General features: G+C 70.1%; 27 protein-coding genes. 15 read left to right on the top strand and 12 right to left on the bottom strand.

Annotated features, from left to right (window positions below; translation table 11 throughout):
• Nucleotides 1–17 precede the first annotated feature (17 nt).
• Genes UG56_RS23090 through UG56_RS23080 form a run of 3 tightly spaced genes read left to right on the top strand, consistent with a single transcriptional unit; the run spans nt 18 to nt 2,011 of the window.
• Nucleotides 18–266, top strand: coding sequence for a hypothetical protein (locus tag UG56_RS23090; RefSeq protein WP_045547523.1), 249 nt, complete (start codon nt 18–20; stop codon nt 264–266).
• Entirely contained in the window at nt 263–1,240 is a 978-nt protein-coding gene (locus UG56_RS23085; protein ID WP_045547522.1) for a cyclase family protein, read from the top strand. The genes UG56_RS23090 and UG56_RS23085 overlap by 4 nt, the downstream gene beginning before the upstream one ends.
• A 60-nt stretch (nt 1,241–1,300) precedes the next feature.
• Nucleotides 1,301–2,011, top strand: a complete 711-nt coding sequence (locus UG56_RS23080) for a CPBP family intramembrane glutamic endopeptidase (protein ID WP_084101500.1) — start codon at nt 1,301–1,303, stop codon at nt 2,009–2,011.
• A gap of 12 nt (nt 2,012–2,023) precedes the next feature.
• On the opposite strand, the gene UG56_RS23075 is transcribed toward UG56_RS23080, so the two are convergent.
• Genes UG56_RS23075 through UG56_RS23060 form a run of 4 tightly spaced genes read right to left on the bottom strand, consistent with a single transcriptional unit; the run spans nt 2,024 to nt 5,391 of the window.
• Nucleotides 2,024–2,935: an NAD(P)H-binding protein gene (locus UG56_RS23075; protein ID WP_045547521.1), complete on the bottom strand. Its 912-nt coding sequence runs from the start codon at nt 2,933–2,935 to the stop codon at nt 2,024–2,026.
• A gap of 21 nt (nt 2,936–2,956) precedes the next feature.
• Nucleotides 2,957–3,328 carry a pyridoxamine 5'-phosphate oxidase gene (locus tag UG56_RS23070; protein WP_045547520.1) on the bottom strand — a complete coding sequence of 124 codons (372 nt, stop codon included), beginning with the start codon at nt 3,326–3,328 and terminating at the stop codon, nt 2,957–2,959.
• Between the two features lie 33 nt (nt 3,329–3,361).
• A complete protein-coding gene (lpdA, locus tag UG56_RS23065) occupies nt 3,362–4,777 on the bottom strand; it encodes a dihydrolipoyl dehydrogenase (protein ID WP_045547519.1) in 1,416 nt (471 codons plus the stop codon).
• Entirely contained in the window at nt 4,774–5,391 is a 618-nt protein-coding gene (locus UG56_RS23060) for a TetR/AcrR family transcriptional regulator (protein ID WP_045547518.1), read from the bottom strand. The genes lpdA and UG56_RS23060 overlap by 4 nt, the downstream gene beginning before the upstream one ends.
• Before the next feature lie 67 nt (nt 5,392–5,458).
• On the opposite strand from UG56_RS23060, the gene UG56_RS23055 reads away from it, so the two are divergent.
• Nucleotides 5,459–6,136, top strand: a complete 678-nt coding sequence (locus UG56_RS23055; protein WP_045547517.1) for an SGNH/GDSL hydrolase family protein — start codon at nt 5,459–5,461, stop codon at nt 6,134–6,136.
• Nucleotides 6,137–6,180: 44 nt separating this feature from the next.
• Entirely contained in the window at nt 6,181–6,957 is a 777-nt protein-coding gene (locus UG56_RS23050) for a pentapeptide repeat-containing protein (protein ID WP_071327275.1), read from the top strand.
• Between the two features lie 7 nt (nt 6,958–6,964).
• Here UG56_RS23050 and UG56_RS23045 read toward each other — a convergent pair whose 3' ends face one another.
• The 3 genes from UG56_RS23045 to UG56_RS23035 are packed head-to-tail and all read right to left on the bottom strand — an operon-like array spanning nt 6,965 to nt 9,202.
• Nucleotides 6,965–8,011 (bottom strand): NAD(P)-dependent alcohol dehydrogenase, encoded by a 1,047-nt coding sequence (locus UG56_RS23045; protein ID WP_045549242.1) that lies wholly within the window; start codon nt 8,009–8,011, stop codon nt 6,965–6,967.
• 32 nt (nt 8,012–8,043) lie between these two features.
• Nucleotides 8,044–8,502 carry a MerR family transcriptional regulator gene (locus tag UG56_RS23040; protein ID WP_045549241.1) on the bottom strand — a complete coding sequence of 153 codons (459 nt, stop codon included), beginning with the start codon at nt 8,500–8,502 and terminating at the stop codon, nt 8,044–8,046.
• Between the two features lie 40 nt (nt 8,503–8,542).
• On the bottom strand, nt 8,543–9,202 hold the full coding sequence (locus UG56_RS23035; protein ID WP_177191540.1) for a LysE family translocator: 660 nt from the start codon (nt 9,200–9,202) through the stop codon (nt 8,543–8,545).
• A 72-nt stretch (nt 9,203–9,274) separates the two neighbouring features.
• On the opposite strand from UG56_RS23035, the gene UG56_RS23030 reads away from it, so the two are divergent.
• From UG56_RS23030 to UG56_RS23020, 3 genes are all read left to right on the top strand, one after another.
• Nucleotides 9,275–9,724, top strand: a complete 450-nt coding sequence (locus UG56_RS23030; protein ID WP_177191539.1) for an Lrp/AsnC family transcriptional regulator — start codon at nt 9,275–9,277, stop codon at nt 9,722–9,724.
• A gap of 192 nt (nt 9,725–9,916) precedes the next feature.
• Nucleotides 9,917–10,390, top strand: coding sequence for an agglutinin cell wall attachment protein (locus UG56_RS23025; RefSeq protein WP_256206846.1), 474 nt, complete (start codon nt 9,917–9,919; stop codon nt 10,388–10,390).
• Between the two features lie 76 nt (nt 10,391–10,466).
• A complete protein-coding gene (locus UG56_RS23020) occupies nt 10,467–10,820 on the top strand; it encodes a hypothetical protein (RefSeq protein WP_143055157.1) in 354 nt (117 codons plus the stop codon).
• A 71-nt stretch (nt 10,821–10,891) separates the two neighbouring features.
• Here UG56_RS23020 and UG56_RS23015 read toward each other — a convergent pair whose 3' ends face one another.
• Genes UG56_RS23015 through UG56_RS23000 form a run of 4 tightly spaced genes read right to left on the bottom strand, consistent with a single transcriptional unit; the run spans nt 10,892 to nt 14,969 of the window.
• Nucleotides 10,892–11,647, bottom strand: a complete 756-nt coding sequence (locus UG56_RS23015; protein WP_045549239.1) for an SDR family NAD(P)-dependent oxidoreductase — start codon at nt 11,645–11,647, stop codon at nt 10,892–10,894.
• Between the two features lie 14 nt (nt 11,648–11,661).
• Nucleotides 11,662–12,681 carry a transketolase family protein gene (locus UG56_RS23010; RefSeq protein WP_045549238.1) on the bottom strand — a complete coding sequence of 340 codons (1,020 nt, stop codon included), beginning with the start codon at nt 12,679–12,681 and terminating at the stop codon, nt 11,662–11,664.
• Nucleotides 12,678–13,544, bottom strand: a complete 867-nt coding sequence (locus UG56_RS23005) for a transketolase (RefSeq protein WP_045549237.1) — start codon at nt 13,542–13,544, stop codon at nt 12,678–12,680. Before UG56_RS23005 ends, UG56_RS23010 begins: the two co-directional genes overlap by 4 nt.
• 3 nt (nt 13,545–13,547) lie before the next feature.
• The gene (locus UG56_RS23000) at nt 13,548–14,969 is read right to left on the bottom strand and encodes an MFS transporter (protein ID WP_045549236.1); all 1,422 of its coding nucleotides are present in this window, start codon (nt 14,967–14,969) and stop codon (nt 13,548–13,550) included.
• A 201-nt stretch (nt 14,970–15,170) separates the two neighbouring features.
• Between UG56_RS23000 and UG56_RS22995 the strand changes: the two genes are divergently transcribed.
• The 4 genes from UG56_RS22995 (at nt 15,171) to UG56_RS22980 (ending at nt 18,291) form a co-directional block, all read left to right on the top strand.
• Nucleotides 15,171–15,821, top strand: coding sequence for a GntR family transcriptional regulator (locus UG56_RS22995; protein WP_008355349.1), 651 nt, complete (start codon nt 15,171–15,173; stop codon nt 15,819–15,821).
• A 103-nt stretch (nt 15,822–15,924) separates the two neighbouring features.
• Nucleotides 15,925–16,713, top strand: a complete 789-nt coding sequence (locus tag UG56_RS22990; protein ID WP_045549234.1) for an ABC transporter ATP-binding protein — start codon at nt 15,925–15,927, stop codon at nt 16,711–16,713.
• A complete protein-coding gene (locus UG56_RS22985) occupies nt 16,713–17,477 on the top strand; it encodes an ABC transporter permease (RefSeq protein ID WP_045549233.1) in 765 nt (254 codons plus the stop codon). The genes UG56_RS22990 and UG56_RS22985 overlap by 1 nt, the downstream gene beginning before the upstream one ends.
• 40 nt (nt 17,478–17,517) lie before the next feature.
• Nucleotides 17,518–18,291: a MerR family transcriptional regulator gene (locus tag UG56_RS22980; RefSeq protein WP_045549232.1), complete on the top strand. Its 774-nt coding sequence runs from the start codon at nt 17,518–17,520 to the stop codon at nt 18,289–18,291.
• Between the two features lie 33 nt (nt 18,292–18,324).
• Here the strand turns inward: UG56_RS22980 and UG56_RS22975 are convergent, their stop codons facing one another.
• Nucleotides 18,325–19,218 carry a LysR family transcriptional regulator gene (locus UG56_RS22975; protein ID WP_084101496.1) on the bottom strand — a complete coding sequence of 298 codons (894 nt, stop codon included), beginning with the start codon at nt 19,216–19,218 and terminating at the stop codon, nt 18,325–18,327.
• 70 nt (nt 19,219–19,288) lie between these two features.
• On the opposite strand from UG56_RS22975, the gene UG56_RS22970 reads away from it, so the two are divergent.
• Genes UG56_RS22970 through UG56_RS22960 form a run of 3 tightly spaced genes read left to right on the top strand, consistent with a single transcriptional unit; the run spans nt 19,289 to nt 21,196 of the window.
• Nucleotides 19,289–20,371 (top strand): TDT family transporter, encoded by a 1,083-nt coding sequence (locus tag UG56_RS22970; RefSeq protein WP_045549230.1) that lies wholly within the window; start codon nt 19,289–19,291, stop codon nt 20,369–20,371.
• Nucleotides 20,372–20,402: 31 nt separating this feature from the next.
• A complete protein-coding gene (locus tag UG56_RS22965; protein ID WP_045549229.1) occupies nt 20,403–20,882 on the top strand; it encodes an ATPase in 480 nt (159 codons plus the stop codon).
• Entirely contained in the window at nt 20,879–21,196 is a 318-nt protein-coding gene (locus tag UG56_RS22960) for an ArsR/SmtB family transcription factor (RefSeq protein ID WP_218145269.1), read from the top strand. The genes UG56_RS22965 and UG56_RS22960 overlap by 4 nt, the downstream gene beginning before the upstream one ends.
• Nucleotides 21,197–21,300: the final 104 nt, after the last annotated feature.

The raw sequence follows: 21,300 nt of genomic DNA, 5'->3' as shown, positions 1-21,300 counted from the left end.
GAAAAGGACGGACACCCATGACCCGATCGATCCTCCACACCCTCTTCATCGCATCCCTGGTCGTCGCGCTGCTCGGCGGTCTCGCACTCATCGGCCTGCAGGCGGTGGGGTTGGTCGTCGGCAGCCAGACGCTCGTCGTCGGCCCGAACGGCCTGTTCAAGACCATCCTGTGCGTCGCCGCCTCGATCTCGGCGGTCACCGCCTACCTCCTCACCCACGTCGACTCCGAGGCGACGGCACGTGATGAGGCCGGAGCGACCAGATGACCACGCACGACCGCCCCAGCCGGGCCGAGCTGCACGACCGGCCCGGCCCCCTGCGGGGCACCTCCTGGGAGCTCTTCGGGGACCCCTGGCGCGGCACCCCGTCGTTCGCGGACGAGGAGACCGTGGTGGCGGCCGCCGGTCTCGTCCAGATGGGTGAGGCGTTCGGGCTGGACTACCCGGTCAACGCGTTCATGCCGGGGATGTCCAAGGCCAGGAAGCCCGCCGAGCACATCATCTACGGCAACCACCCTGCTCATCGCGACGACTATCTCGACGGCTACTACCTGCAGTCCTCGAGCCAGGTCGACGGGCTGCGCCACCGCCGGGCCGACGACGTCGGGTTCTACGGTGGCACCGCCGACGAGCTGATCACTCCCGGCACCGAGGAGATCGGCATCCAGGTCTGGGCCGACCTCCCCATCGTCAGCCGGGGCATCCTGGTGGACATCGCCGGCCTCCTCGCCCGGCGCGACGAGAGCCTCGACCACGAGGCCGGCGAGCCGATCCCGTACGAGTACATCGACCACGCCCTGACCGCCCAGGCGATCGAGCTGCGTGCCGGTGACGTCGTCATGCTCCACACCGGATGGTGCGAATGGTTCCTGGGGCTCACCGACGAGCAGAAGCTGGCTCAGCAGGCACTCGGTCGCGCGACGGGCGTCGTGCAGAGCGAGGAGGTGCTCGACTGGGCGTGGGACACGGGCCTGGCCCTGCTCGCCTCGGACACCTTCGCGGTCGAGTGCCTGCCACCTGTGCCCGACTCGCCCTTCCTCCGGTCCGCGCCGAACGACCGCGGCATGATGCACCAGGAGTTCCTCGCCAAGCTCGGCATGCCGCTCGGGGAGCTGTGGCGGCTCGGGCCGCTGGCACGACGCATGGACGAGCTGCAGCGGTGGGACTCCTTCGTCACCGTCAAACCGCTCAACGTCACCGGCGCGACCGGATCGCCGGCGAACGCCATCGCCATCCTCTGACCGGGACGTAGGTTGGACGGCGTACGCAGCCGTCACCCGATCCGGAGAGTGGGGAGTGCCGTGCGCCGCTGGGTGCGCAGGTCCTTGTGGGACGTCGTCCCGCGCGATCACCGCCAGAGCGACGCCGCCCTGCGCCGCCGTCAGCTGGTCACGGCCGGCTTCGTGCTGCTCGGGGCGGTGGTGCTCGGGATCTCGCTGCGCATCGAGCCGGGCAGCGTCTGGTTCTATCCCGCCACCTTCGCGCTGGCCGGGGTGTGGGCCCTCGGCGCCTTCGTCTCCGGGCCGCTGCACCTCGGCCGGATCCCTGCCTGGCGCCGGCACGAGCGGAAGGGCGAGCATCGGCTCGTCCGCCCGGTGCTGGCGCCGATCCTGATCGGCCTGGGCCTGGCCGGCATCTTCGTGATCGGCGGCCTGGTCGTGCGCGAGATCGACTGGCTGGACCGGCAGGTGCGCTCCGTCCTCGACTTCGCCGACCAGGGCTCGCTGCCGATCCTCGTCGTGGTCACCGCGGTCAACGGCGTGGCCGAAGAGCTGTTCTTCCGCGGCGCGCTCTACGCTGCCCTGCCGCGCCATCCGGTCGCCTGGTCGTCGGTGGCCTACGTGATCGCGACACTGGCGACCGGCAACGTCATGCTGACCTTCGCGGCGATCCTGCTCGGCGTCGTGGTCGGCCTCGAGCGGCGCGCGTCCGGCGGCGTCCTGGCGCCGATCCTCACCCACTGCGCCTGGTCGCTGTCGATGCTGCTCGCGCTGCCGCTGCTCTTCGGCTGAGGCCCGCCTGTCTCAGAGCGCGTTCTGCTCGGCCAGCCGCTCGGCCAGGGCGCGGCGTACGGCCTCCTGATAGGGCAGCGGGTCGCCGGGCACGACGTCGAGGATGCGCCGGTCACGCACGACGACCTCGGTGGTCATCGAGTCGATCAGGTTGCGCCCGGTGGTCACGTCGACGTCGGTCACCAGGGCCAGCCAGTAGGACGACAGCCGGGGCGTCAGCACCGGCACCGGGACGACCGGGATGGATCGGCCGTTGGCCACCTCGGAGGCGACGGTCAGCATGTCTAGGTAGGTCATCGCCTCGGGGCCGCCGATCTCGAAGACCTCGCCGACCGCGTCCTCGTTGTCGATGACGCCCGCGAGGTAGCGGATGACGTCGTCGACCGCGATGGGCTGGGTGCGGGTGGCGGTCCATCTCGGCACCACCATCGCGGGGAGGTTCTTGACCAGTTGCCGGGTCAGCTCCCAGGAGACGCCGCCGTGGCCGACGACGATCGCGGCCCGCAACGTCGTGACCGGGACACCGGCCTCACCGAGCAGGGACTCGACCTCGCGCCGGGAGCGCAGGTGGGGCGACAGGTCGCCGTCGTCGTCGCCGAGCCCGCCGAGATAGACGATCTGCCGCACCCCGGCCCGGGCTGCGGCGGCACCGAAGGCGCGGGCGGCCCGCGCGTCGCGCTCCTCGAAGTCGTCGTGGTCGAGCGAGTGGACCAGGTAGACCGCGACATCGACACCCTCGAGCGCGGCCGGCAGCGTGGCCGGGTCGTCGACGTCGGCGCCCACCGGTTCACCGGGGCCGTCGTAGTCGTCCGGTCGCCGGGTCATCGCCCGCACCGTGGTGCCGCGTTCGGTCAGCTCTGCGACCAGCCGGCGACCGATGAAGCCGGTCGCGCCGGTGACGAGCACGGTGGACGAGGTCTCCATGGCTCGAGCCTACGGACGCCGTCAGCCGACGGGGCGGCAGTCCTGCCCGCAGCCGTCCTCGGGAACCGGCCCGGAGGCGTGCGAGGCCGGCCGATGCAGCACCGCGCCGGTCGGCGTGACCACGACGTCGGAGCCGTCCACGCGACCGGTGCCGTCGACGATCAGCGCGTGCTCGCGCGGCGCGAGCGGGGCGTACGTCAGGGTGAGCAGGGGGTTGGTGGCGAGGTTCGCGCGGGTGCCGCCGCCGGGATCGGCGATCCGCAGGGACGAGCCCTCGACGACCGGGTCCACGACCACGACCTTGATCCGCTCGCCCGCGGTGGTCAGCAGGAAGCCGCTGCCGAAGCGTTCGAGTGTGGCGGCGAGATCGGACAGCGCGACCGGGATGCTCATATCCGGCACCCTAGCCCGACCTCGCCGGCCGGGTCAGAGGTTGATCATGTGACCCGCGATCCCGTGGACGGCCTCCTTGACCGCCTCGGAGAGCGTGGGGTGGGCGAACACGTTGCGGGCGACCTCGTCGGCGGTGAGGTCCCACTGCTGGGCCAGGGTGAGGACCGGCAGCAGCTCGGTGACGTCGGGGCCGATCAGGTGCGCGCCGAGGAGCTCGTTGTGCTCGGCGTCGGCCACGACCTTCACGAAGCCGACGGTCTCGCCGAGGCCGCGTGCCTTGCCGTTCGCGGAGAACGGGAAGGTGGCGGTCCTGACGTCGTAGCCCTTCTCCTTCGCCTGCGCCTCGGTGTAGCCGAACGAGGCGATCTGCGGCTGGCAGAAGGTCGCCCGCGGGACCATGTCGATGTCGATCGGCATCGTCTCGACGCCGGCGATCGTCTCGGCCGCGACGACGCCCATCCCCTCGGCGACGTGGGCGAGCATGAGCTTCCCGGTCACATCGCCGATGGCGTACACGTGCGGGACGTTCGTACGTCCGCGGTCGTCGATCGCGATGGCCCCGCGGTCGGTCAGCTCGACGCCGAGCTTCTCCAGGCCGTAGCCGCTCACCCGCGGCGCGAAGCCGAACGCGGCGAGCATCGTGTCCGCCTCGAGGACGGTCTCACCAGCACCGCCGACGGGAGAGACGGTCACGCGCACGCCGGAACCGGTGTCCTCGGCCCCCGTCACCGCGGTCGAGGTCAGGACCGTGATGCCGAGCTTCCGGTACTGCCGCAGCAGCTCCTTGGAGACGTCCGCGTCCTCGGTCGGGACCATCCGGTCGGCGTACTCGACGATCGTGACGTCGACGCCGAAGCTCTTCATCACGTAGGCGAGCTCGACCCCGATGGCGCCCGAGCCGCCGATGACGATCGAACCCGGGAGCTCCTCGCGGAGGATCAGCTCCTCGTACGTCACGATGTTCCGCCCGTCGGGGACGACCCCCGGCACGCTGCGCACGGTCGCGCCGGTCGCGATGATCAGGTCGTCGCAGGTGTAGGTCGTCGTGACGCCGTCGCGGCCCGTCACCTCGATCGCCAGCGTGCCGTCCGCCGAGGGGGCGGCGAGGGTGCCCCAGCCGTCGATCTCGGTGATCTTGTTCTTCCGCATCAGGAAGTGGACGCCCTTGGCGCTCGCGTCGGCGACCCGGCGGCTGCGCTGCCAGCTGCCGGAGTAGTCGACGCTCGCCTCGCCGCGGATCGAGAAGAGGTCCTTCTCGTGAGTCAGCATGTGGGCGATCTCGGCGTTGCGCAGCAGAGCCTTGGCCGGGATGCAGCCGACGTTGAGGCAGACACCGCCCCAGTACTTGTCCTCCACGACCGCGACGGACCGGCCGAGCTGGGCGGCGCGCACCGCCGCGGTGTAGCCGCCGGGCCCGGCTCCCAGCACGATGACATCGACGTGGCTCATCGGTTCTCCTTCGACGTGGCGCCGATGATCCGGCGCATCCCCTGATAGGCGTGATCGGCGGCCCGGTCGTCCCCATGGAGGAGGAGGGCCGGGGTGATGAAGGAGGCGAGCGACTCGAGCCCGAACACGACCGCCTCCACATCTGTGTCCGCCGGCAGGTCGCCGGCCTGCACGGCGGTGGTGACGTCGGCGCGCAACGCGGCCCGCCACTGGCTGCGTCCTTCGAGCAGTCGTTCGTGGACGACGCCGGAGCGGCCGTCGTAGTCGTAGGTCACCTGGGTCATCAGGCATCCGCCGGGGTAGCCCGGGTCGGCGGCGTACTCCGTCCAGGCCTCGCACGTGGCCAGCAGCCGGGGGAGGCCTGCGGGGAACCGTTTGACCGTGTCCCACACGCGGGTGCGGAAGTCGGCGAAGACCATCTCGACCGTCTCCAGCTGGAGGGTCTCCTTGGTGCGGAACTGCCCGATCACTCCCGACTTGCTCATCTGGACGATCTCGGCGAGCCGTCCGATCGTCACGCTGTCCAGACCTTCGACCGAGGCCAGGTCGGCCGCCGCCTTGAGCACGCTCCGTCTGGTCTCGAGTGCCGCCTGCGCGGATGCCCGTCCTGCCATGCCTTCGACTTTAGCGCACGAACGATCGCTATTGCATGGCGTACGACCGTGCGCTTAATCTCATTTCATGACGACCCATGAACTGACCGGCGGCTTCGAGCTGGAGGCGGCCGACCCTCACTGCATCGACCCCGGGACCGCCGCCGAGCGACTCCGCCACCGGCCGTGGCAGCGGTTCGCCGTCCTCGGTGACAGCGTCACCGCCGGCGTGCGGGGCCCGCTGGACGGCTACCGCGACGCCTCCTTCGCCGAGCGCCTGACGGACGCGCTGGCGAGCACCCGCCCGGGGTTCGAGTCGGTGAACCTCGCCATCCCCTACCTGACCGTCGACGAGATCCGCGAGGTCCAGCTCGAGCCGGCCCTGGAGTTCGCGCCCGACGCCGTGCTCGTCAGCGCCGGCGGGAACGACGCGTTCAACCCGTTCGACCCCGACCACCTGCGTACGCAGCTCGAGCTGCTCCTCCGGCCGCTGGCCGAGAGCGGAGCCACGGTCCTCACCGTCGGCCTCTTCGACCTCGCCCGCTCCGGGCTGGTGCCCGCCGAGCAGGCGCCGGAGATGGCCGAGCGGTTCGACACCCTGGACCGGATCACGGCCGAGGTCACGCAGAGTCTGGGTGGGATCCACATCGACACCCACCACCATCCGCTGTCGGCCGACGCGTCGATCTACGCCCGCGACCGGATCCACGGCAACGCCCGTGGGCACGCGGTGGCCTTCGCCGCCATCGTCGACGCGCTCGCCTGACTGGGCCGCGACCTTCGCCGGGTCGGCGGGCTAACCTGCCTCCGATGAGCACCTACCGGTCCGACTGCTCCCGCTGTGCGGGCCTGTGCTGCGTGGCGCTGCCCTTCGCCCGCTCGGCGGACTTCCCGGAGGACAAGGCCGGCGGCGACCCGTGCCGCCACCTCGGACCCGACTTCGGGTGCGGCATCCACGACCGGCTGCGGGACCGCGGGTATGCCGGGTGCACGGTGTTCGAGTGCTTCGGCGCAGGTCAGCAGGTCACCCAGGTGACCTTCGGCGGCGCCGACTGGCGCAGCGAGCCGACGCGGCGGCAGGAGATGTTCGACGTCTTCGCGGTGATGCGGCACCTGCACGAGATGCTGGCCCTGCTCGAGGAGGCCGCCGAGCGCAGCCCGTCACCCGACCTCGCCGAGCTGACCGAGCAGGTCTCCGCCGCAGCGGCCGGCTCAGCGAGCCAGGTGCTCGCCACCGACGTCGGCGGACTGCGCTCGGCGGTCGGGGACGCGCTCCGCCGGGTGAGCACAGAGGTACGCCACCCCGCCGGCCAGTCACTGGCCGGCGCCGACCTGCTCGGCCGCGACCTGCGCAGGCGAGACCTGCGTCGCGCCGACCTCAGGAGCGCGCTCCTGGTGGCCGCCGACCTGCGCGGCGTCGACCTCGCCGACGCCGACCTGCTCGGCGCGGATCTCCGGGACGCGGCCGTCGCGGGCGCCGATCTCTCGCGGGCCCTCTTCCTCAGCCAGGCGCAGGTCAACGCCCTGCGAGGAGACGGGAGCACCCGCCTGCCCGCAGGGCACGACCGGCCCGCCCACTGGGGCTAGGACGCGATCAGGCCAGCGTGGCCGTGTCGATCACGAAGCGGTAGCGCACGTCGGAGGCCAGCACCCGGGCGTACGCCTCGTTGATCTGCTCCGCCGAGATCACCTCGACGTCGGCGCCGATGCCGTGCTCGGCGCAGAAGTCGAGCATCTCCTGGGTCAGCGGGATGCCGCCGATCATCGAGCCCGCGAAGTTGCGGCGGTTGGTGAGCAGCGAGAACACGTTGACGCTCAGCGGCGCGGGCGGGGCGCCGACGTTGACCAGGGTGCCGTCCACGGCGAGCAGGCCGAGGTAGTCGTCGACGGGGATCTCGGCGCTGACCGTGTTCACGATCAGGTCGAAGCTGTTCTTCAGCGTCTCGAACGTCGCCGGGTCGGAGGTGGCGTAGTAGTGGTCGGCGCCGAGCCGCAGACCGTCCTCCTGCTTCTTCAGCGACTGCGAGAGCACGGTGACCTCGGCGCCCATCGCGTGGGCGATCTTGACGCCCATGTGGCCGAGGCCGCCGAGCCCGACGATGGCCACCTTCTTGCCGGGACCCGCGCCCCACCGCTTCAGCGGGGCGTACGTGGTGATGCCGGCGCACAGCAGCGGCGTCGCCGCAGCGGCGTCCATGCTCTCGGGCACCTTGAGTGCGAAGTGCGCGTCGACCACGACATGGGTGGAGTAGCCGCCCTGGGTGAAGGAGCCGTCGTGGTCCTTCGCGGCGTACGTCCCGACACCGCCGCCGGGGGTCGAGCAGTGCTGCTCGTCGCCGTTGCGGCAGTTGTCGCACTCGCGGCACGAGTTGACGAAGCAGCCGACGCCGACACGGTCGCCGACCTGGTGGTCGGTGACCGCGGAGCCGATCTCGGTGACGCGGCCGACGATCTCGTGGCCCGGGACGACCGGGAACGGCTGCGGGCCCCAGTCGCCGTTGACGGTGTGGATGTCGGAGTGGCAGATGCCGGCGTACTCGATCGCGATGAGGACGTCGTTCTCCCCGACCGGGCGACGCTCGATGGTGGTCGGGGCCAGCGGCTCGCCGGCGGAGGGGGCTGCGTACGCGTTGACGCGCATGGATGTTCTCCTGAGTCTGAGATGGGGGTGGATCAGTGGTTCTCGCGGCTGCGGATCTGGCCCGCCAGCGCGTGTGCCTGCTCGCCGATCTCATCGGCGCGCGCCTCGTCGCCGGCCGCGACGGCTCGCCAGTAGTCGGTCTTGAGCCCGACGTACGCCCGCCGCAGCTCGAGGAACTCGGCCTCCCGGGCGAGGTGCGCGGCATGCTCGGTGAGCATGTCGATCTGCTCGCGCGCGCCGTCGCGCCCGAGCCGGCTGTTGCCGACGTACGTCCTCATGTCGTCGATCGAGAGGCCGATCGCGGCGAGGCACGCGACACCGGTCAGACGGTCCAGGTCGGACTCGTCGTAGACCCGGTGGCCGCTGCTCGCGCCGCGGCTGACCGGCTCGATCAGCCCGATCGTCTCGTAGTAGCGCAGCGTGCTGGCCGGCAGCCCGGTCAGCGTCGCCACCTCCCGGATCGTGTAGGTCCGAGTCGTCGATGCAGTCACGTCGATGACGCTAAGAACTTCAAGTACTTGAAGTCAAAGGTCATGCCGAGCCGGTGAGCACGAGCGCACCGAGCCCGGTCATCGCGGTGCCCGCCAACCCTTCGGTACGCCGCGCGAAGGCCGGTGACTGCAGGCGCGGAGCGAGCCGGGTGATGACGGTGATCAGCGCGGCGTACCAGACCAGGCAGAGGAGCCAGAAGGTCGCCGCGAGAGCGATGTGCTGGGCGAGCGGCGCCAGCGGCGAGAGGTCGAACTGCGGGAACAGCGACAGGTAGAAGGCGGCGACCTTCGGGTTGAGGAGATTGCTGAGCAGGCCCTGGCGGAAGCATGCGGAGCGTGCGATGCCACCCGGCTTCGGGTGGGCGATGGCGGCTGCGGCTGCCGATACGCCCGGGGTCCGATGCTCGCGGCGGGCGCGGACGTACGCGCGCAGGGCCTGGACGCCGAGGTGGACGAGGTAGACGCCGCCGGCGACCCGGGCGATCTGGAACAGGGTGGGGGAGGCGGTCAGCAGGGCGGTGATGCCGAGGGCGGCGGCGGTGCCGAGGATCGCGAGGCCCGTCATGATGCCGGCCGCGGTCCAGAGGGCCCCGGCTCGTCCGCTGCGGGCGGCATTGCGCAGCGTCAGCATCATGTCCGGACCGGGGACGACGATGACGACGAGCGAGGTGGCCGCGAAGGCGGCCAGTTGTTCCAGCATGCACGCCATTCTATCGCTCGTTCGGCGCACTTTGATTGCCGATAATGTCCTTAAAGGTGGAGACTGAGCAATATGACGAGCCTTGATGCCATAGATCGAGCAATTCTCCGTGAACTCACCATCGACGGTCGGTTGAGCAACGTCGAGCTGGCCTCTCGGGTGGGTCTGACGCCTGCGCCGTGTCTGCGCAGGGTCAGGCGCTTGGAGGAGTCCGGGGTGATCGCCGGCTATCGGGCCCGGTTGGACCCGGTGGCCTCGGGGCGGGAGTTCTGCGTCTACGTGCTCGTCCAGATCACGATGACCAGCAGGGAGGTCGTCGAGCAATTCGAGGAGAAGGTCGCCTCCTACGAGGAGGTCACCGAGATGCGGCGCGTCTACGGCGAGATCGACTACGTGATCCGCGTCGACGTCGCCGACAGCAACGCCTTCGAACGCTTCCAGACCGAGAAGATGTACCCGCTCCCGGGCGTCCACCGCATGGTCTCCCATCCCACGATGAAGGCCGTCAAGAGCAACGACTGACCGTCATGAACAGAAGACGTACGTCACGGCCTCGCAAGCCCAGCGGAGGCAAACCGGACGACTTCCCGATGTGTGACTTCGACCGCGAGATGAAGCGCTGTGCCGGTCTCGTGCGAGACACTGCTGACCTCGGTGTCCCGGAGCCGGATCGGGTGACTGTGGACGTACGCCGCGACGACGAAAGGCTCGGCAATGTCAGTGATCGATGTGACCGCTCCTTCGGTGGTTCGGCAGGAACAGCTCTTCGAGCAGATCGCCATCCGCCTCCCTGACGAGGTCGACGGCGACTGGACGATGCTCGTCTTCAACCACCGCAATCTCCTGGGTCTCTCCAACGGCCGCATCGACATCCATCGACCAGGTGGCTACATCGACTACTCCGTGCCTCCGGACGTGGTCGTCCCGTCGATCGACGAGCTCAGGCGGGTCATGTACCGGCCCGGGAGGGGCACCTGGTTCTCCGGGCAATGGACCATCACCAACATCGACGGCAACGGCGAGAAGATCTCGGCCAACGCCTCGTTCAATCGCGACGACGAGCCCGTGTGGCGCCGCACCGTGCACCCCGAGCTGTACGCCCTCGACCTCGAAGCCTTCCCGCGCGACGAGCAGAGCACCCCAGACTGGCTACGTCAGAAGGTTGCCGAGGCACGAAGTGGGTCGTAGACAGGCTGTGCGCGGGCGCGGGTTTGCAGACCCGAGCAAGAAGACGCGCACGTTGCGGGTGGTCTTGGCGTTCGTCGTGCTGTTCACGGTCTCATTCGCGGCGTCGACCGCCATCACCACATCGTTCAGCGCTGGCGAACTCTCGGGAATGCCGTTGACGGCTTTCGTTGCTGCGGCCGGAGCCACCTTCATCGGATGGCTGACGCTGATGGTGTTCTCGTACTCCGCCGCCTTCCGTGGGCGCCGGCCGGTTCCGCTGGCGATCGTTTCCTTGGCGGCTGCACTTGTCGGCGGTGCCGCCTGCATCCTCGCGCTCACAGCCAGTGTCCTGATCGGGCACAACTTTGCTGGCCCAATCCTTGCTCTTCAACTCGTCTGGAGCTTTGCGCTCGGTGTACTCGGGTTCCTGGCTTTGGCAGGTAGCCGTTGATGAATCGGGTCTCCCGCCCCACGATGAAGGCCGTCGAGAGCAACGACTGACTCACCGTGGGGTCGGGAGCGTCAGTGCATGTGTGACCCGCCGTTGACGTCGTACGTCACGCCCGTGATGTAGCCCGACTCCGGCCGGCACAGGAAGGTGATCAGGTCGGCGACGTCCTCGACGCGGCCGTTGCGGCCGACCGGGATGCCCTCGATCAGCTTGGCCTTGCGCTCGCCCTCGAGGGCGCCGCCGGTGATGTCGGTGTCGATGAGCCCAGGGGCGACCGAGTTGACGGTGATCCCGTACTGACCGACCTCGCGGGCGAGCGCCTTGGCGAACCCGAGCTGTCCGGCCTTCGCGGCCGAGTACGCCACCCCGCCGAAGACGCCGCCGCCGCGCTCGGCCGAGACGGAGGAGAGGAAGACGACCCGGCCGAAGCCGCGCTCGACCATGCCGGGCGTGACCCGGTGGGTGATGTTGAAGGCGCCGCGTACGTTGACCGCGAAGACGCGATCCCACTCGGCAGCGCTCACCTCGAGGAACGGCACCGGCGAGGTGATCCCGGCGTTGTTGACCAGCGCACCGACAGGTGCGGCGGAGCGCTCGAGCTCGGCGACGGCGGCCTCGACGGAGGTCTCGTCGGTGACGTCGCACGCCAGGCCGTGGGCCGCGACGCCATGCTGCGAGGCGATCTCGGCAGCGGTCTCCTTGGCAGCGACCTCGTCGAGGTCGAGGATGGCGACGTCCCAGCCGGCGGCCGCGAGGGCGTGGGCGGTGGCGCGGCCGATGCCGCGACGGGAGGCGGCGCCGGTGACGATGGCAGTGCTCTTCGACATGTCAGTTCTCCTGGTCAGTGGGTGAGCTCGGTGCGGACGCGATCGACGATCGAGCCGGTCGACAGCCCGTAGCGGTCGTGGAGTGTGGGCAGGGCTCCGGCGGCGAGGAACTCGTCCGGAAGCGCGATCGGCACGACCCGGCGGCCGACCCCGGCGAAGGCGAGCGTGGCGGCGACCGCCTCGGCGAGCCCGCCGACGACGGTGTGGTTCTCGAGGGTGACGACCAGGCGATCCCCAGAGGCGGCGGCGATGATCGCCTCGCGGTCGAGCGGCTTGATCGTCGGCACGTGCAGGACCGAGACGTCGACGTGGTCCTTCTCCAGCCGCTCGGCGGCCTGCAGGGCGCGCATGGTCATCAGCCCGGTCGAGATGAGCACGACGTCACGCCCCGTACGCAGCTCGGCAGCCTTGCCCAGCCGGAAGGTGTAGTCGTACTCGTCGAGCACCCGCGGCACCGCGCCGCGCAGCAGCCGGAGATAGGTCGGCCCGGCATGCGAGGCCAGCTGCGGCACCGCCTGCTCGAGGTCGACGGCGTCGCACGGGTCGACGACGGTGAGGTTCGGGCAGGCGCGCAGGATGGCGAGGTCCTCGGTGGCCTGGTGGCTGGGACCGTAGCCGGTCGTCAGTCCGGGGAGCGCCCCGACGACGTTCACGTTCAGCCCGGGCTCGGCGATGTCGAGGCAGAGGAAGTCGTAGGCCCGCCGGGTGGCGAAGACGGAGTACGTCGACGCGAACGGCACCAGCCCCACCTCGGCCATCCCGGCGGCTGCGCCGAGCAGCGCCTGTTCGGCCATCCCCATCTGGAAGAACCGCTCCGGGTGGGCCTCGCGGAAGATGTGCATGTCGGTGTACTTCGCCAGGTCCGCGGAGAGCCCGACGATCTCGGGCCGCTCCTCGGCAAGCCGGGCCAGCGCGTGGCCGAACGGGGCCGGCGTCGTCTTCTGTCCCGGGTCCGCGAAGGAGGCGATCATCGCCGACGTGGTGAGTTTCTTCTTCGCGGGAGCGGGAACGGCGGGGGCAACGGTGCTGGTCATCGGGTGAAACCTTCCTCGAGCTGGGTGCGGGCGATCTGCCACTCGTGCTCCTCGACCCGCATGAAGTGGGCCTTCTCCCGGTTCTCCAGGAGCGGTACGCCGCGGCCGATCCGGGTGTCGCAGACGATCACGCTCGGCGACCCCCGATGAGCGGCCGCCTCGTCGAAGGCGTCGACGAGAGCGCCGATGTCGTTGCCGTCGACCCGCACGGCGTGCCACCCGAAGGCGCGCCACTTGTCGGTCACCGGCTCGGTGCGGAGCACGGTGGCGGTCGGGCCGTCGGCCTGCAGCGCGTTGACGTCCACGATGGCGGTGACGTTGTCGAGCTCGTGGCTGGAGCACTCCAGCGCCGCCTCCCAGGTCGATCCCTCGTCGAGCTCACCGTCGGAGAGCAGGTTGAAGATCCGGGACTCGCTGCCCAGTCGGCGCAGCCCCAGGGCCATCCCGGCGGCAACGGTGAGACCGTGGCCGAGCGACCCGCCGGAGATCTCCATCCCGGGGGTGTAGGACGCCATCCCCGACATCGGCAGCCGCGACTCGTCGGAGCCATAGGTCTCCAGCTCGGAGACCGGGATGGTGCCGGCCTCGGCCAGCGCCGCGTAGAGCGCGATCGCGTAGTGGCCGATGGAGAGCAGGAACCGGTCGCGGCCGACCCACTCGGGGTCCTCGGGTCGGAATCGGAGCTGGTCGCAGTAGGCGACGGCGAGGATGTCGGCGACGCCGAGCGCCTGCCCGATGTAGCCCTGGCCCTGCACCTCGCCCATCAGCAGCGCGTTGTGCCGGATCCGGTGGGCGGACTCCCGCAGGCGCGAGATCCGCTCCTGCCGGGTCGGTGCCTCGGCGATCGTGTCTGTGGAGGTCATCGGTCACTTTCCTTCGGAGGTGGCGGTCGCCGGCGGGGCGACCTGGTGGGTCGGGGCGGACGGAGTGGCACCGCGTGAGGCGATTGCGACCCGCTCGAGCTCGGCGACCTCGGCGCGCTCCTTCGGGCCCCAGGTCTCCGTGGTGATCACCGCGGCGACCAGACCGAGCAGGCCGTAGGCCGAGAGCAGCAGTGCCGGGCCGATCCAGCCGACCCCGGCGTACAGGGCGGTGGCGATCAGCGGCGTGAAGCCGGAGACGACGGCGGAGAGCTGGTAGGCGAGCGACGCTCCGGACGTACGCGTCTTGACCGCGAACAGCTCGGAGAACCAGGCGCCCTGCACGCCGGCCAGCGAGTTCTGGCAGATCGTGTAGCTCATCACGAACGCGATCACGATGAGCGCGGCGGTCCCGGTGTTGATCAGCAGGAACAGCGGTACGCCCCACGCCAGCGTCACGATGGTGCCGAACACGTAGACCGGCCGGCGCCCGATCCGGTCCGTGAGCGCGCCCCAGAGGGTGGTGGCGGCGATCCCGAGCCCGGCCGCCAGCAGCAGGCCGGTGAGGATGACCGGTCGCTCGGCGAGGTCTTCGCTCTCCAGGTAGGAGAGCAGGAAGGTGACCGAGACGGCGTACCCGGCGGTCTCGGCGATGCGCAGGCAGAAGGCGCGCAGGACGTTGCGCCAGTCGGTGCGGAGCACCTCGAGGAGGGGGTTCTTGGCGACCTCGCCCTCGCTCTTGATCTCCTCGAACTCCGGAGATTCCTCGACCTTGAGCCGGATCACGATGCCGACCACGATCAGCACGGCGCTCAGCAGGAACGGCACGCGCCACGCCCACTGGTCGCCCAGCGGCACACTGGCCAGGAACGCCAGGTTGGCGAGGAGCAGGCCGACCGGGAAGCCGGCCTGGGTGATGCCCGTGTAGAGCCCTCGGCGACGCCACGGCGCGTGCTCGAAGGTCATCAGGATCGCGCCGCCCCACTCGGCTCCGAAGGCGAGGCCCTGGACGACGCGGACGGCCACCAGCAAGACCCCGGCCCAGACACCGACCTGCTGATAGGTGGGTAGCAGGCCGATCATCACCGTCGCGATGCCCATCAGGAGCAGCGAGCCGACGAGGACCGGCTTGCGACCGATCTTGTCACCGAGGTATCCACCGACGATCCCGCCCAGCGGGCGCACCGCGAAGCCGACGCCGAGGGTGGCGAAGGAGAGCAGGGTGCCCGAGAGCGGGTCGCTCGAGGGGAAGAAGACGGTGTTGAAGTAGAGCGCCGCGGCCGTACCGAAGCCGATGAAGTCGTACGTCTCGATCGTCGCGCCGATGGAGGATCCCATCGCGACGCGCTTCTTGGCGGGCGTCCCCTCGACCGGGTGCCAGCTGGCAGCCGCGGCGAGGTGGGGGTCGGGGAGGGGTTTCCCGTCCATCTGAGTCTCCCTGGGTCACGGAGAGGTCTGTCTCTCCTCGTTCAGTTGACTGTTAACAGTCGACATCGAGAGTGACTCACGTCACGAGCGCCTGTCAAGAGCTCGTGTGTATAAATGTTGACAGTCGCCATTTCGACAGCCCGCCGCGTACGATGAACCGCGCCGACCTACGCACGTCGGCAACCGATGGAGGAGACGACCGTGGCCACGACCGAGCCGTTCACCCAGCTGGACCGCAGCACCCTGCGGGAGCGTGCGCTGCAGACGCTGCGCGGGGCGATCACCTCGGGGCAGTACCGCCCGGGCGACCATCTGGGCGAGGTCGAGCTCGCCACCCGCCTCGGGATCAGCCGCGGCACGGTCCGCGAGGCGCTGCGCCACCTCCAGCAGGAGGGCCTCGTCGAGCCGGGAGTCCGCGGCCGGCTGCAGGTCTACAGCATGACCGCCGAGGAGGTCCGCGGCCTCTACCAGGTACGCACCGCCCTCGAGGGTCTCGCCGTCAAGACGATCATCGCCTCACCGCGGCGCGCGGAGGCGGTGGCGCGGCTCCGCGAGGAGCTCGAGCGCCTGGCCGACGAGAAGGCCGACTTCGCCGAGCGGCTGGAGTCGGACCTGGGGTTCCACCTGCTGATGTGCCAGCTCGCCGACAACCCGATGCTCGTGGAGAGCTGGCGCCACCTGGAGGGGCGCATCCGGGTCTCGATCATGAGCAACAAGGCCGACGAGCTGCCCGAGATCATGTCCCGCGATCAGCACGCGCCGATCGTCGACGCCATCGAACGGGGTGACACCGAGGCAGCCCTCGGCGTCGTGGAGTCCCACATGCAGGCGGCCGCGGACGTCTACGCCTGAGACCCGCGTTCCACGCTCCTGAAGGCCTCGATCGGGGCCGTCGAAAAAAGGTCAGAAAGAATCCTTGACCTTGACCCAGCGTCAACCCTCGACGCTGTTCGACATGAACCCGACACCAGCAATCCAGATCGCCGGACTGACCAAGTCCTACGGCGACGTACACGTCCTCCAGGGCGTCGACCTGAGCGTCGAGAAGGGCAGCATCTTCGCCCTTCTCGGCTCCAACGGCGCCGGCAAGACCACGACCGTGAAGATCCTGACGACGCTCCTCAAGGCGGACGGCGGCCAGGCGACGGTCAACGGCTTCGATGTGGCGACACAGGCCCAGGACGTACGCACGTCCATCAGCCTCACCGGCCAGTTCGCCGCCGTCGACGAGATCCTGACCGGCCGCGAGAACCTCATCCTGATCGCCAAGCTGCTCCGTCAGAAGAACCCGGGCGCGGTCGCCGACGAGCTCCTCGCCCGGTTCTCGCTCACCGAGGCCGGCAACCGCAAGGTCGCGACGTACTCCGGTGGTATGCGCCGCCGGATCGACATCGCGATGAGCCTCATCGGCAACCCGCCGGTGATCTTCCTCGACGAGCCGACCACCGGTCTCGACCCGGAGGCGCGGATCGAGGTGTGGGCCACCGTCAAGGAGCTCGCCGACAACGGCACGACGGTCCTGCTCACCACGCAGTACCTCGAGGAGGCCGAGCAGCTCTCCGACCGGATCGCGATCCTCCACGAGGGCCGCATCATCGCCAACGGCACCCTCGCCGAGCTCAAGGCGATGTTCCCGCCGGCCAAGCAGGAGTACGTCGAGAAGCAGCCGTCCCTCGAGGAGATCTTCCTCGCCATCACCAGCAAGTCCAACGGCGCGTCCGCCACCCCCGTGAAGGAGTCATGATGACCACGCGATTCTTCGGCGACACCGCCGTCCTGCTCGGCCGCTCCCTGCGACACATCGGCCGCAGCCCCGACACCATCGTCACCACCGCGATCACGCCGATCGCCATGATGCTCATGTTCGTGTACGTCTTCGGCGGCGCGATCGACACCGGCTCCCACGAGAGCTACGTCAGCTATCAGCTACCGGGCATCCTGTTGATCACGATCGCCTCCGGCATCGCCTACACCGCCTACCGCCTCTTCCAGGACAAGAACGGCGGCATGTTCGACAGGTTCCAGTCGATGCCGATCGCTCGGTCCGCGGTGCTGTGGGGTCACGTGCTGACCTCGGTGGTCGCGAACATGATCTCGCTGGTCGTGGTGGTGCTCGTCGCCCTGCTGATGGGCTTCCGCACCAGTGCGAGCGTGCTCGACTGGCTCGCGGTGGTCGGCATCCTGGCCCTGTTCACCCTCGCGCTGACCTGGCTCGCGGTGGTCCCGGGGCTGACGGCCGGCACGGTCGAGGGGGCCAGCGCGTTCTCCTACCCGCTGATCTTCCTGCCCTTCCTCAGCTCGGCGTTCGTGCCGACCGACACGATGCCCGGCCCGGTGCGAGCCTTCGCCGAGCACCAGCCGGTCACCTCGATCGTCGACTCCATCCGGGCGATCTTCGCCGGTCAGGAGCTGGGCAACGAGCTGTGGATCGCACTGGCCTGGTGCGTCGGCCTCCTGGTCGTCGCGTACGTCCTGGCCACCGCCGCCTACCGCCGCAAGTTCGCCTAAACCACGCGACAAAGCCGGGCGTTCCCGCCACCATTCGAGAATGCTCACGATCAGCCAGCTGGCGTCGTACGCCGGTGTCACCGTCAGGGCCGTGCGCCACTACCACGCCAAAGGGCTGCTGGTGGAGCCAGAGCGCGACCACTCGGGATACCGACGCTACGACGCCGCTGCCGTGGTCGACCTGATCAAGATCCGCATCCTCGCCGACGCCGGCGTCCCGCTCTCCCGTGTCAAGGAGCTGCTGGCCGCCGGCGACGACGATTTCAAGAAGGCGGTCGCCGAGATCGACAAGCGCCTCCGTCTCGAGATCCGCGAGCGGCAGGCCCACCGCGAGCGGATCGCCCGGCTCGTCCACGGTGACGGACTCGCCCTCCCGCCCGAGGCGGTCGCCTATCTGGAGCGGATGCGCGAGCTCGGCATCCCGGAGCGGATGATCCAGGGCGAGCGCGACGCCTGGATCCTCGTCGCCGCCCAGCAGCCGCAGAGCATGGAGGCCTTCATCCGCAACAAGGTCGGTCAGCTCGACGACCCCTCGGTCGTGGAGACCTACCGCGAGCTGGAGGCCATGCTCGACTGGGAGCCCGGCGACCCGCGTCTGGAGACGATCGCCGACCAGATCGTCGCGCAGATGGACGCGGTGTCCGAGGAGGACTGGGCCGCCTACGTCGACGGCGATCAGGCCATGCCCGACGAGCTCGCCGCCCTGCTCGACTCGATGTTCGTCGAGCAGGTCCCCGTCGCCCGCGACCTCATGCGCCTCGTCGAGAAGCGCGGCTACACCGGCTGGACCAAGCTCGAGCGGATCCAGAGCTAGAAGACGTACGCCTCGGGCTGCTCGGCCGCCGGTTCAGGCGCCGGCGATCGCGAGGAGATCCCGGACCGGCCCCGCGGGAGGGTGGGCACCGCCCACCCACACGGCCCGGAACTCCCGGGACAGATCGAGCTCCGCCACGGGCACCCGGACCAGGGTGCCGAGGTCGACGTCGGCCTGGGTCGCCCGGCTGGACACGAACGCCGGCGATCCACCCGCGCGGACGGCGGCGAGGATCGCGGCGTTCGTCGCGAACTCCACCTCGGGATCCGCCAGCCGCTCGCCGACGGCTGCCAGCGCTGACTCGACGACCGCCCGTGTGCCGGAGCCGTGCTCGCGACAGGTCAACGGGCGGGTCGCGAGCTCACGCGGGCTGATCCCGGCGCGGCGTCGGGCCCAGCGGTCGTCGGGCGCCGCGACCAGCACGAGGTCGTCGACCCCGACCTTCGCGGTGGCGAGCCCCGCGGTGTCGACCGGACCCTCGACGAACCCCAGGTCCGCCTCGCCCTGGCGGACGGCGGTGACGACGTCCTCGGAGTTCGCGGCCCGGAGGCTCACCGCGACCCGACGCTGCTGCCGGAGACGTACGAGCCAGCGGGGGAGCAGATACTCCGCCGTCGTCATCGACGCGTGCACGTGCAGCTCGTCGGAGCGGCCGCTCCGCAGTGTCTGCAGAGCGGTCTCGATCTCGTCGGCGCGTTCGAGCAGGTCGACGCTCCACTCGACCAGCAGCTTCCCCGCCTGGGTCAGCGCCGAGCCGCGCCGCGCCCGCTGCACCAGGACCAGCCCGACCTGGGTCTCCATCGCCCGCAGCCGCTCCGAAGCGGACTGCTGCGAGATCCCCGCCGCCCGGCCGGCGGCGCCGATGCTGCCCAGCCGGGCGACGTCGGCGAGCAGGCGGAGGGACGGGAGGTCGGGAAGCACGGTCACAGGGTATCCCTGTGAGCCCACAGTCATCCGGGTTCTACCGGCGCCGCGCAGCGGAGTCGAGCATGGAGACATGAGGCTCCCCTACGGTCCGAACTGGTACGCAGCCACGATGGGCACCGGCATCGTCGCCGTCGTGCTGCCCGGTCTTCCGTTCCGTGTGCCGGGAGCGATGCCGGTGGCGCTGGCGTTCTGGGTGGCCGCGAGCCTCCTCCTGGTGACCACGGTCGCGGTGATGCTGCACGAGATCCGGCAGGACGGCTCGCTGCTGCGTCGCCACTACGACGACCCGGTGATGTCCCACTTCTACGGAGCCCCTGCGATGGCCCTGATGACCGTCGGCGCCGGTGCGATCGGGGTCGGGGCCGACGTGCTCGGTGCCCGCACGTCGGTCGTGCTGGGCGCGGTCCTGTGGGTGGCGGGCACGCTCCTCGGCCTGTGGACCGCGATCGCGGTGCCCTACCGGGCGATCACCCGTCACGAGGTCGCCGACGACAGCGCCACCGGCGGGTGGCTGATGCCGGTCGTGCCGCCGATGGTCTCGGCGACGACCGGTGCCGCTCTCGTGCCGCACCTCCCGGCCGGGCAGCCCCGCGAGACCCTTCTTCTGGTCTGCTATGCCCTGTTCGGGCTGACCGTGATCGCCGGCTTCCTCGTGCTCAACCAGCTCTGGCAGCGGCTGATCCGCCACGGGGCGCTGGCGCCGACGACGTTGCCGACCGTGTGGATCGTGCTCGGTTTCCTCGGTCAGTCGACCACGGCGGTCCACCACCTCGGCGCGCTCGCACCCTCGGTGGTGCCCGGCTACGGCCACGCGCTCAGCATGCTCGCGGTCTGCTACGGCGTGCCGGTGTGGGGTTTCACCGTGCTGTGGAGCGCGCTGGCGCTCGCGCTGACGGTACGCCAGGTCCGCGACGGGCTGCCGGTGGCGCCGACCTGGTGGTCGTTCACCTTCCCGGTCGGCACCGTCGCCACGGGCAGCAGCGCCCTCGCGGCCTCGACGGGCCTCGTGCTCTTCGAGATCGGCGCCGCGGTTGCGACGCTCGGGTTGTTGGTGGGCTGGTTCGCCGCTGCGTACGCGACCCTCCGGCTCTTCGCTCCTCGATCGGTATTGCAACCAGAAGGTTGCAAGATGCTCGTGGAAGTGCAACACTGAGGTTGCAGTTCCACTATCTGAGGAGGACCTCATGGTTCACACCGCCGAGGAGCTCGCCGAGCTCGACAGCATCAGCCGGCAGATCGACATCCGGGCCAGCGCCGAGAAGGTCTGGTCCCTGATCACCCGCCCGGGGTGGTACGTCAACGACGGCACCGTCCTCGACGACGCGAACACCCGCGTCGAGACCGCCCCCGACGGCACCGAGATCGCCGTCGTCACCCACCCCACGATGGGTGAGTTCCGATTCCGCACGGTCCAGCTCGACGAGCCGCGCTACGCCGCGTTCCGCTGGCTCGGCACCCCGTTCCGCGACGTCACCGAGGGCACCTTGGTGGAGTTCTGGATCAAGGACAACCCGGCCGGCGGCGTGACCCTGGAGGTCCTGGAGAGCGGCTTCTCCACCCTGTCCGAAGACCCCGCGGTCTGGCTCAAGGAGCGCGAGGGCAACGACAACGGCTGGGCGATGGAGCTCGAGGTCGCCAAGACGTACGCCGAGGCCCTCGCGTGACCACGACCCCCACCCTCCCCGAGATGTGCGCGGCCCTGGGCGACCAGACCCGCTGGGACATCCTCACCCGGCTGGGGCAGGAGACCATGTCCGCCTCCGCCCTGGCCCGGGTGCTCCCGGTCAGCCGCCAGGCGATCGTCAAGCACCTCGACGTACTCTCCGACGCCGGCCTCGTCACCGCCGAGCGCCGCGGCCGCGAGATCGTCTACGCCGCCCTCGGCTCCCGCCTCAACGCCCTCGCCCACGAGCTCGACCGCATCGGCAACGCCTGGGACACCAGGCTCCGCGCCCTCAAGTCCCTCGCCGAGTCCTAGGCACCCCAGCCGATCGCCAGGTCGACCGCCCGCCGCCACCGAGCGAACTCGGCGTCCCGGGTGGCGGCGGACATGGCGGGCCGCCACTCGGCGGCCCGTCGCCA

Origin of the sequence: Nocardioides luteus (assembly GCF_000960475.2) — a bacterium.
Classification (GTDB): domain Bacteria; phylum Actinomycetota; class Actinomycetes; order Propionibacteriales; family Nocardioidaceae; genus Nocardioides; species Nocardioides luteus_A.
This window is presented reverse-complemented; position numbering and strand designations above follow the sequence as displayed.

What these genes read in the sequence shown, in the direction of transcription:
- UG56_RS23090 (WP_045547523.1), top strand. Translation starts at nt 18, where the DNA reads ATGACCCGATCGATCCTCCACACCCTCTTCATCGCATCCCTGGTCGTC.
- UG56_RS23085 (WP_045547522.1), top strand. Translation starts at nt 263, where the DNA reads ATGACCACGCACGACCGCCCCAGCCGGGCCGAGCTGCACGACCGGCCC.
- UG56_RS23075 (WP_045547521.1), bottom strand. Translation starts at nt 2,935, where the DNA reads ATGGAGACCTCGTCCACCGTGCTCGTCACCGGCGCGACCGGCTTCATC.
- UG56_RS23070 (WP_045547520.1), bottom strand. Translation starts at nt 3,328, where the DNA reads ATGAGCATCCCGGTCGCGCTGTCCGATCTCGCCGCCACACTCGAACGC.
- lpdA (WP_045547519.1), bottom strand. Translation starts at nt 4,777, where the DNA reads ATGAGCCACGTCGATGTCATCGTGCTGGGAGCCGGGCCCGGCGGCTAC.
- UG56_RS23060 (WP_045547518.1), bottom strand. Translation starts at nt 5,391, where the DNA reads ATGGCAGGACGGGCATCCGCGCAGGCGGCACTCGAGACCAGACGGAGC.
- UG56_RS23055 (WP_045547517.1), top strand. Translation starts at nt 5,459, where the DNA reads ATGACGACCCATGAACTGACCGGCGGCTTCGAGCTGGAGGCGGCCGAC.
- UG56_RS23050 (WP_071327275.1), top strand. Translation starts at nt 6,181, where the DNA reads ATGAGCACCTACCGGTCCGACTGCTCCCGCTGTGCGGGCCTGTGCTGC.
- UG56_RS23045 (WP_045549242.1), bottom strand. Translation starts at nt 8,011, where the DNA reads ATGCGCGTCAACGCGTACGCAGCCCCCTCCGCCGGCGAGCCGCTGGCC.
- UG56_RS23035 (WP_177191540.1), bottom strand. Translation starts at nt 9,202, where the DNA reads ATGCTGGAACAACTGGCCGCCTTCGCGGCCACCTCGCTCGTCGTCATC.
- UG56_RS23030 (WP_177191539.1), top strand. Translation starts at nt 9,275, where the DNA reads ATGACGAGCCTTGATGCCATAGATCGAGCAATTCTCCGTGAACTCACC.
- UG56_RS23025 (WP_256206846.1), top strand. Translation starts at nt 9,917, where the DNA reads ATGTCAGTGATCGATGTGACCGCTCCTTCGGTGGTTCGGCAGGAACAG.
- UG56_RS23015 (WP_045549239.1), bottom strand. Translation starts at nt 11,647, where the DNA reads ATGTCGAAGAGCACTGCCATCGTCACCGGCGCCGCCTCCCGTCGCGGC.
- UG56_RS23010 (WP_045549238.1), bottom strand. Translation starts at nt 12,681, where the DNA reads ATGACCAGCACCGTTGCCCCCGCCGTTCCCGCTCCCGCGAAGAAGAAA.
- UG56_RS23005 (WP_045549237.1), bottom strand. Translation starts at nt 13,544, where the DNA reads ATGACCTCCACAGACACGATCGCCGAGGCACCGACCCGGCAGGAGCGG.
- UG56_RS23000 (WP_045549236.1), bottom strand. Translation starts at nt 14,969, where the DNA reads ATGGACGGGAAACCCCTCCCCGACCCCCACCTCGCCGCGGCTGCCAGC.
- UG56_RS22990 (WP_045549234.1), top strand. Translation starts at nt 15,925, where the DNA reads ATGAACCCGACACCAGCAATCCAGATCGCCGGACTGACCAAGTCCTAC.
- UG56_RS22985 (WP_045549233.1), top strand. Translation starts at nt 16,713, where the DNA reads ATGACCACGCGATTCTTCGGCGACACCGCCGTCCTGCTCGGCCGCTCC.
- UG56_RS22980 (WP_045549232.1), top strand. Translation starts at nt 17,518, where the DNA reads ATGCTCACGATCAGCCAGCTGGCGTCGTACGCCGGTGTCACCGTCAGG.
- UG56_RS22970 (WP_045549230.1), top strand. Translation starts at nt 19,289, where the DNA reads ATGAGGCTCCCCTACGGTCCGAACTGGTACGCAGCCACGATGGGCACC.
- UG56_RS22965 (WP_045549229.1), top strand. Translation starts at nt 20,403, where the DNA reads ATGGTTCACACCGCCGAGGAGCTCGCCGAGCTCGACAGCATCAGCCGG.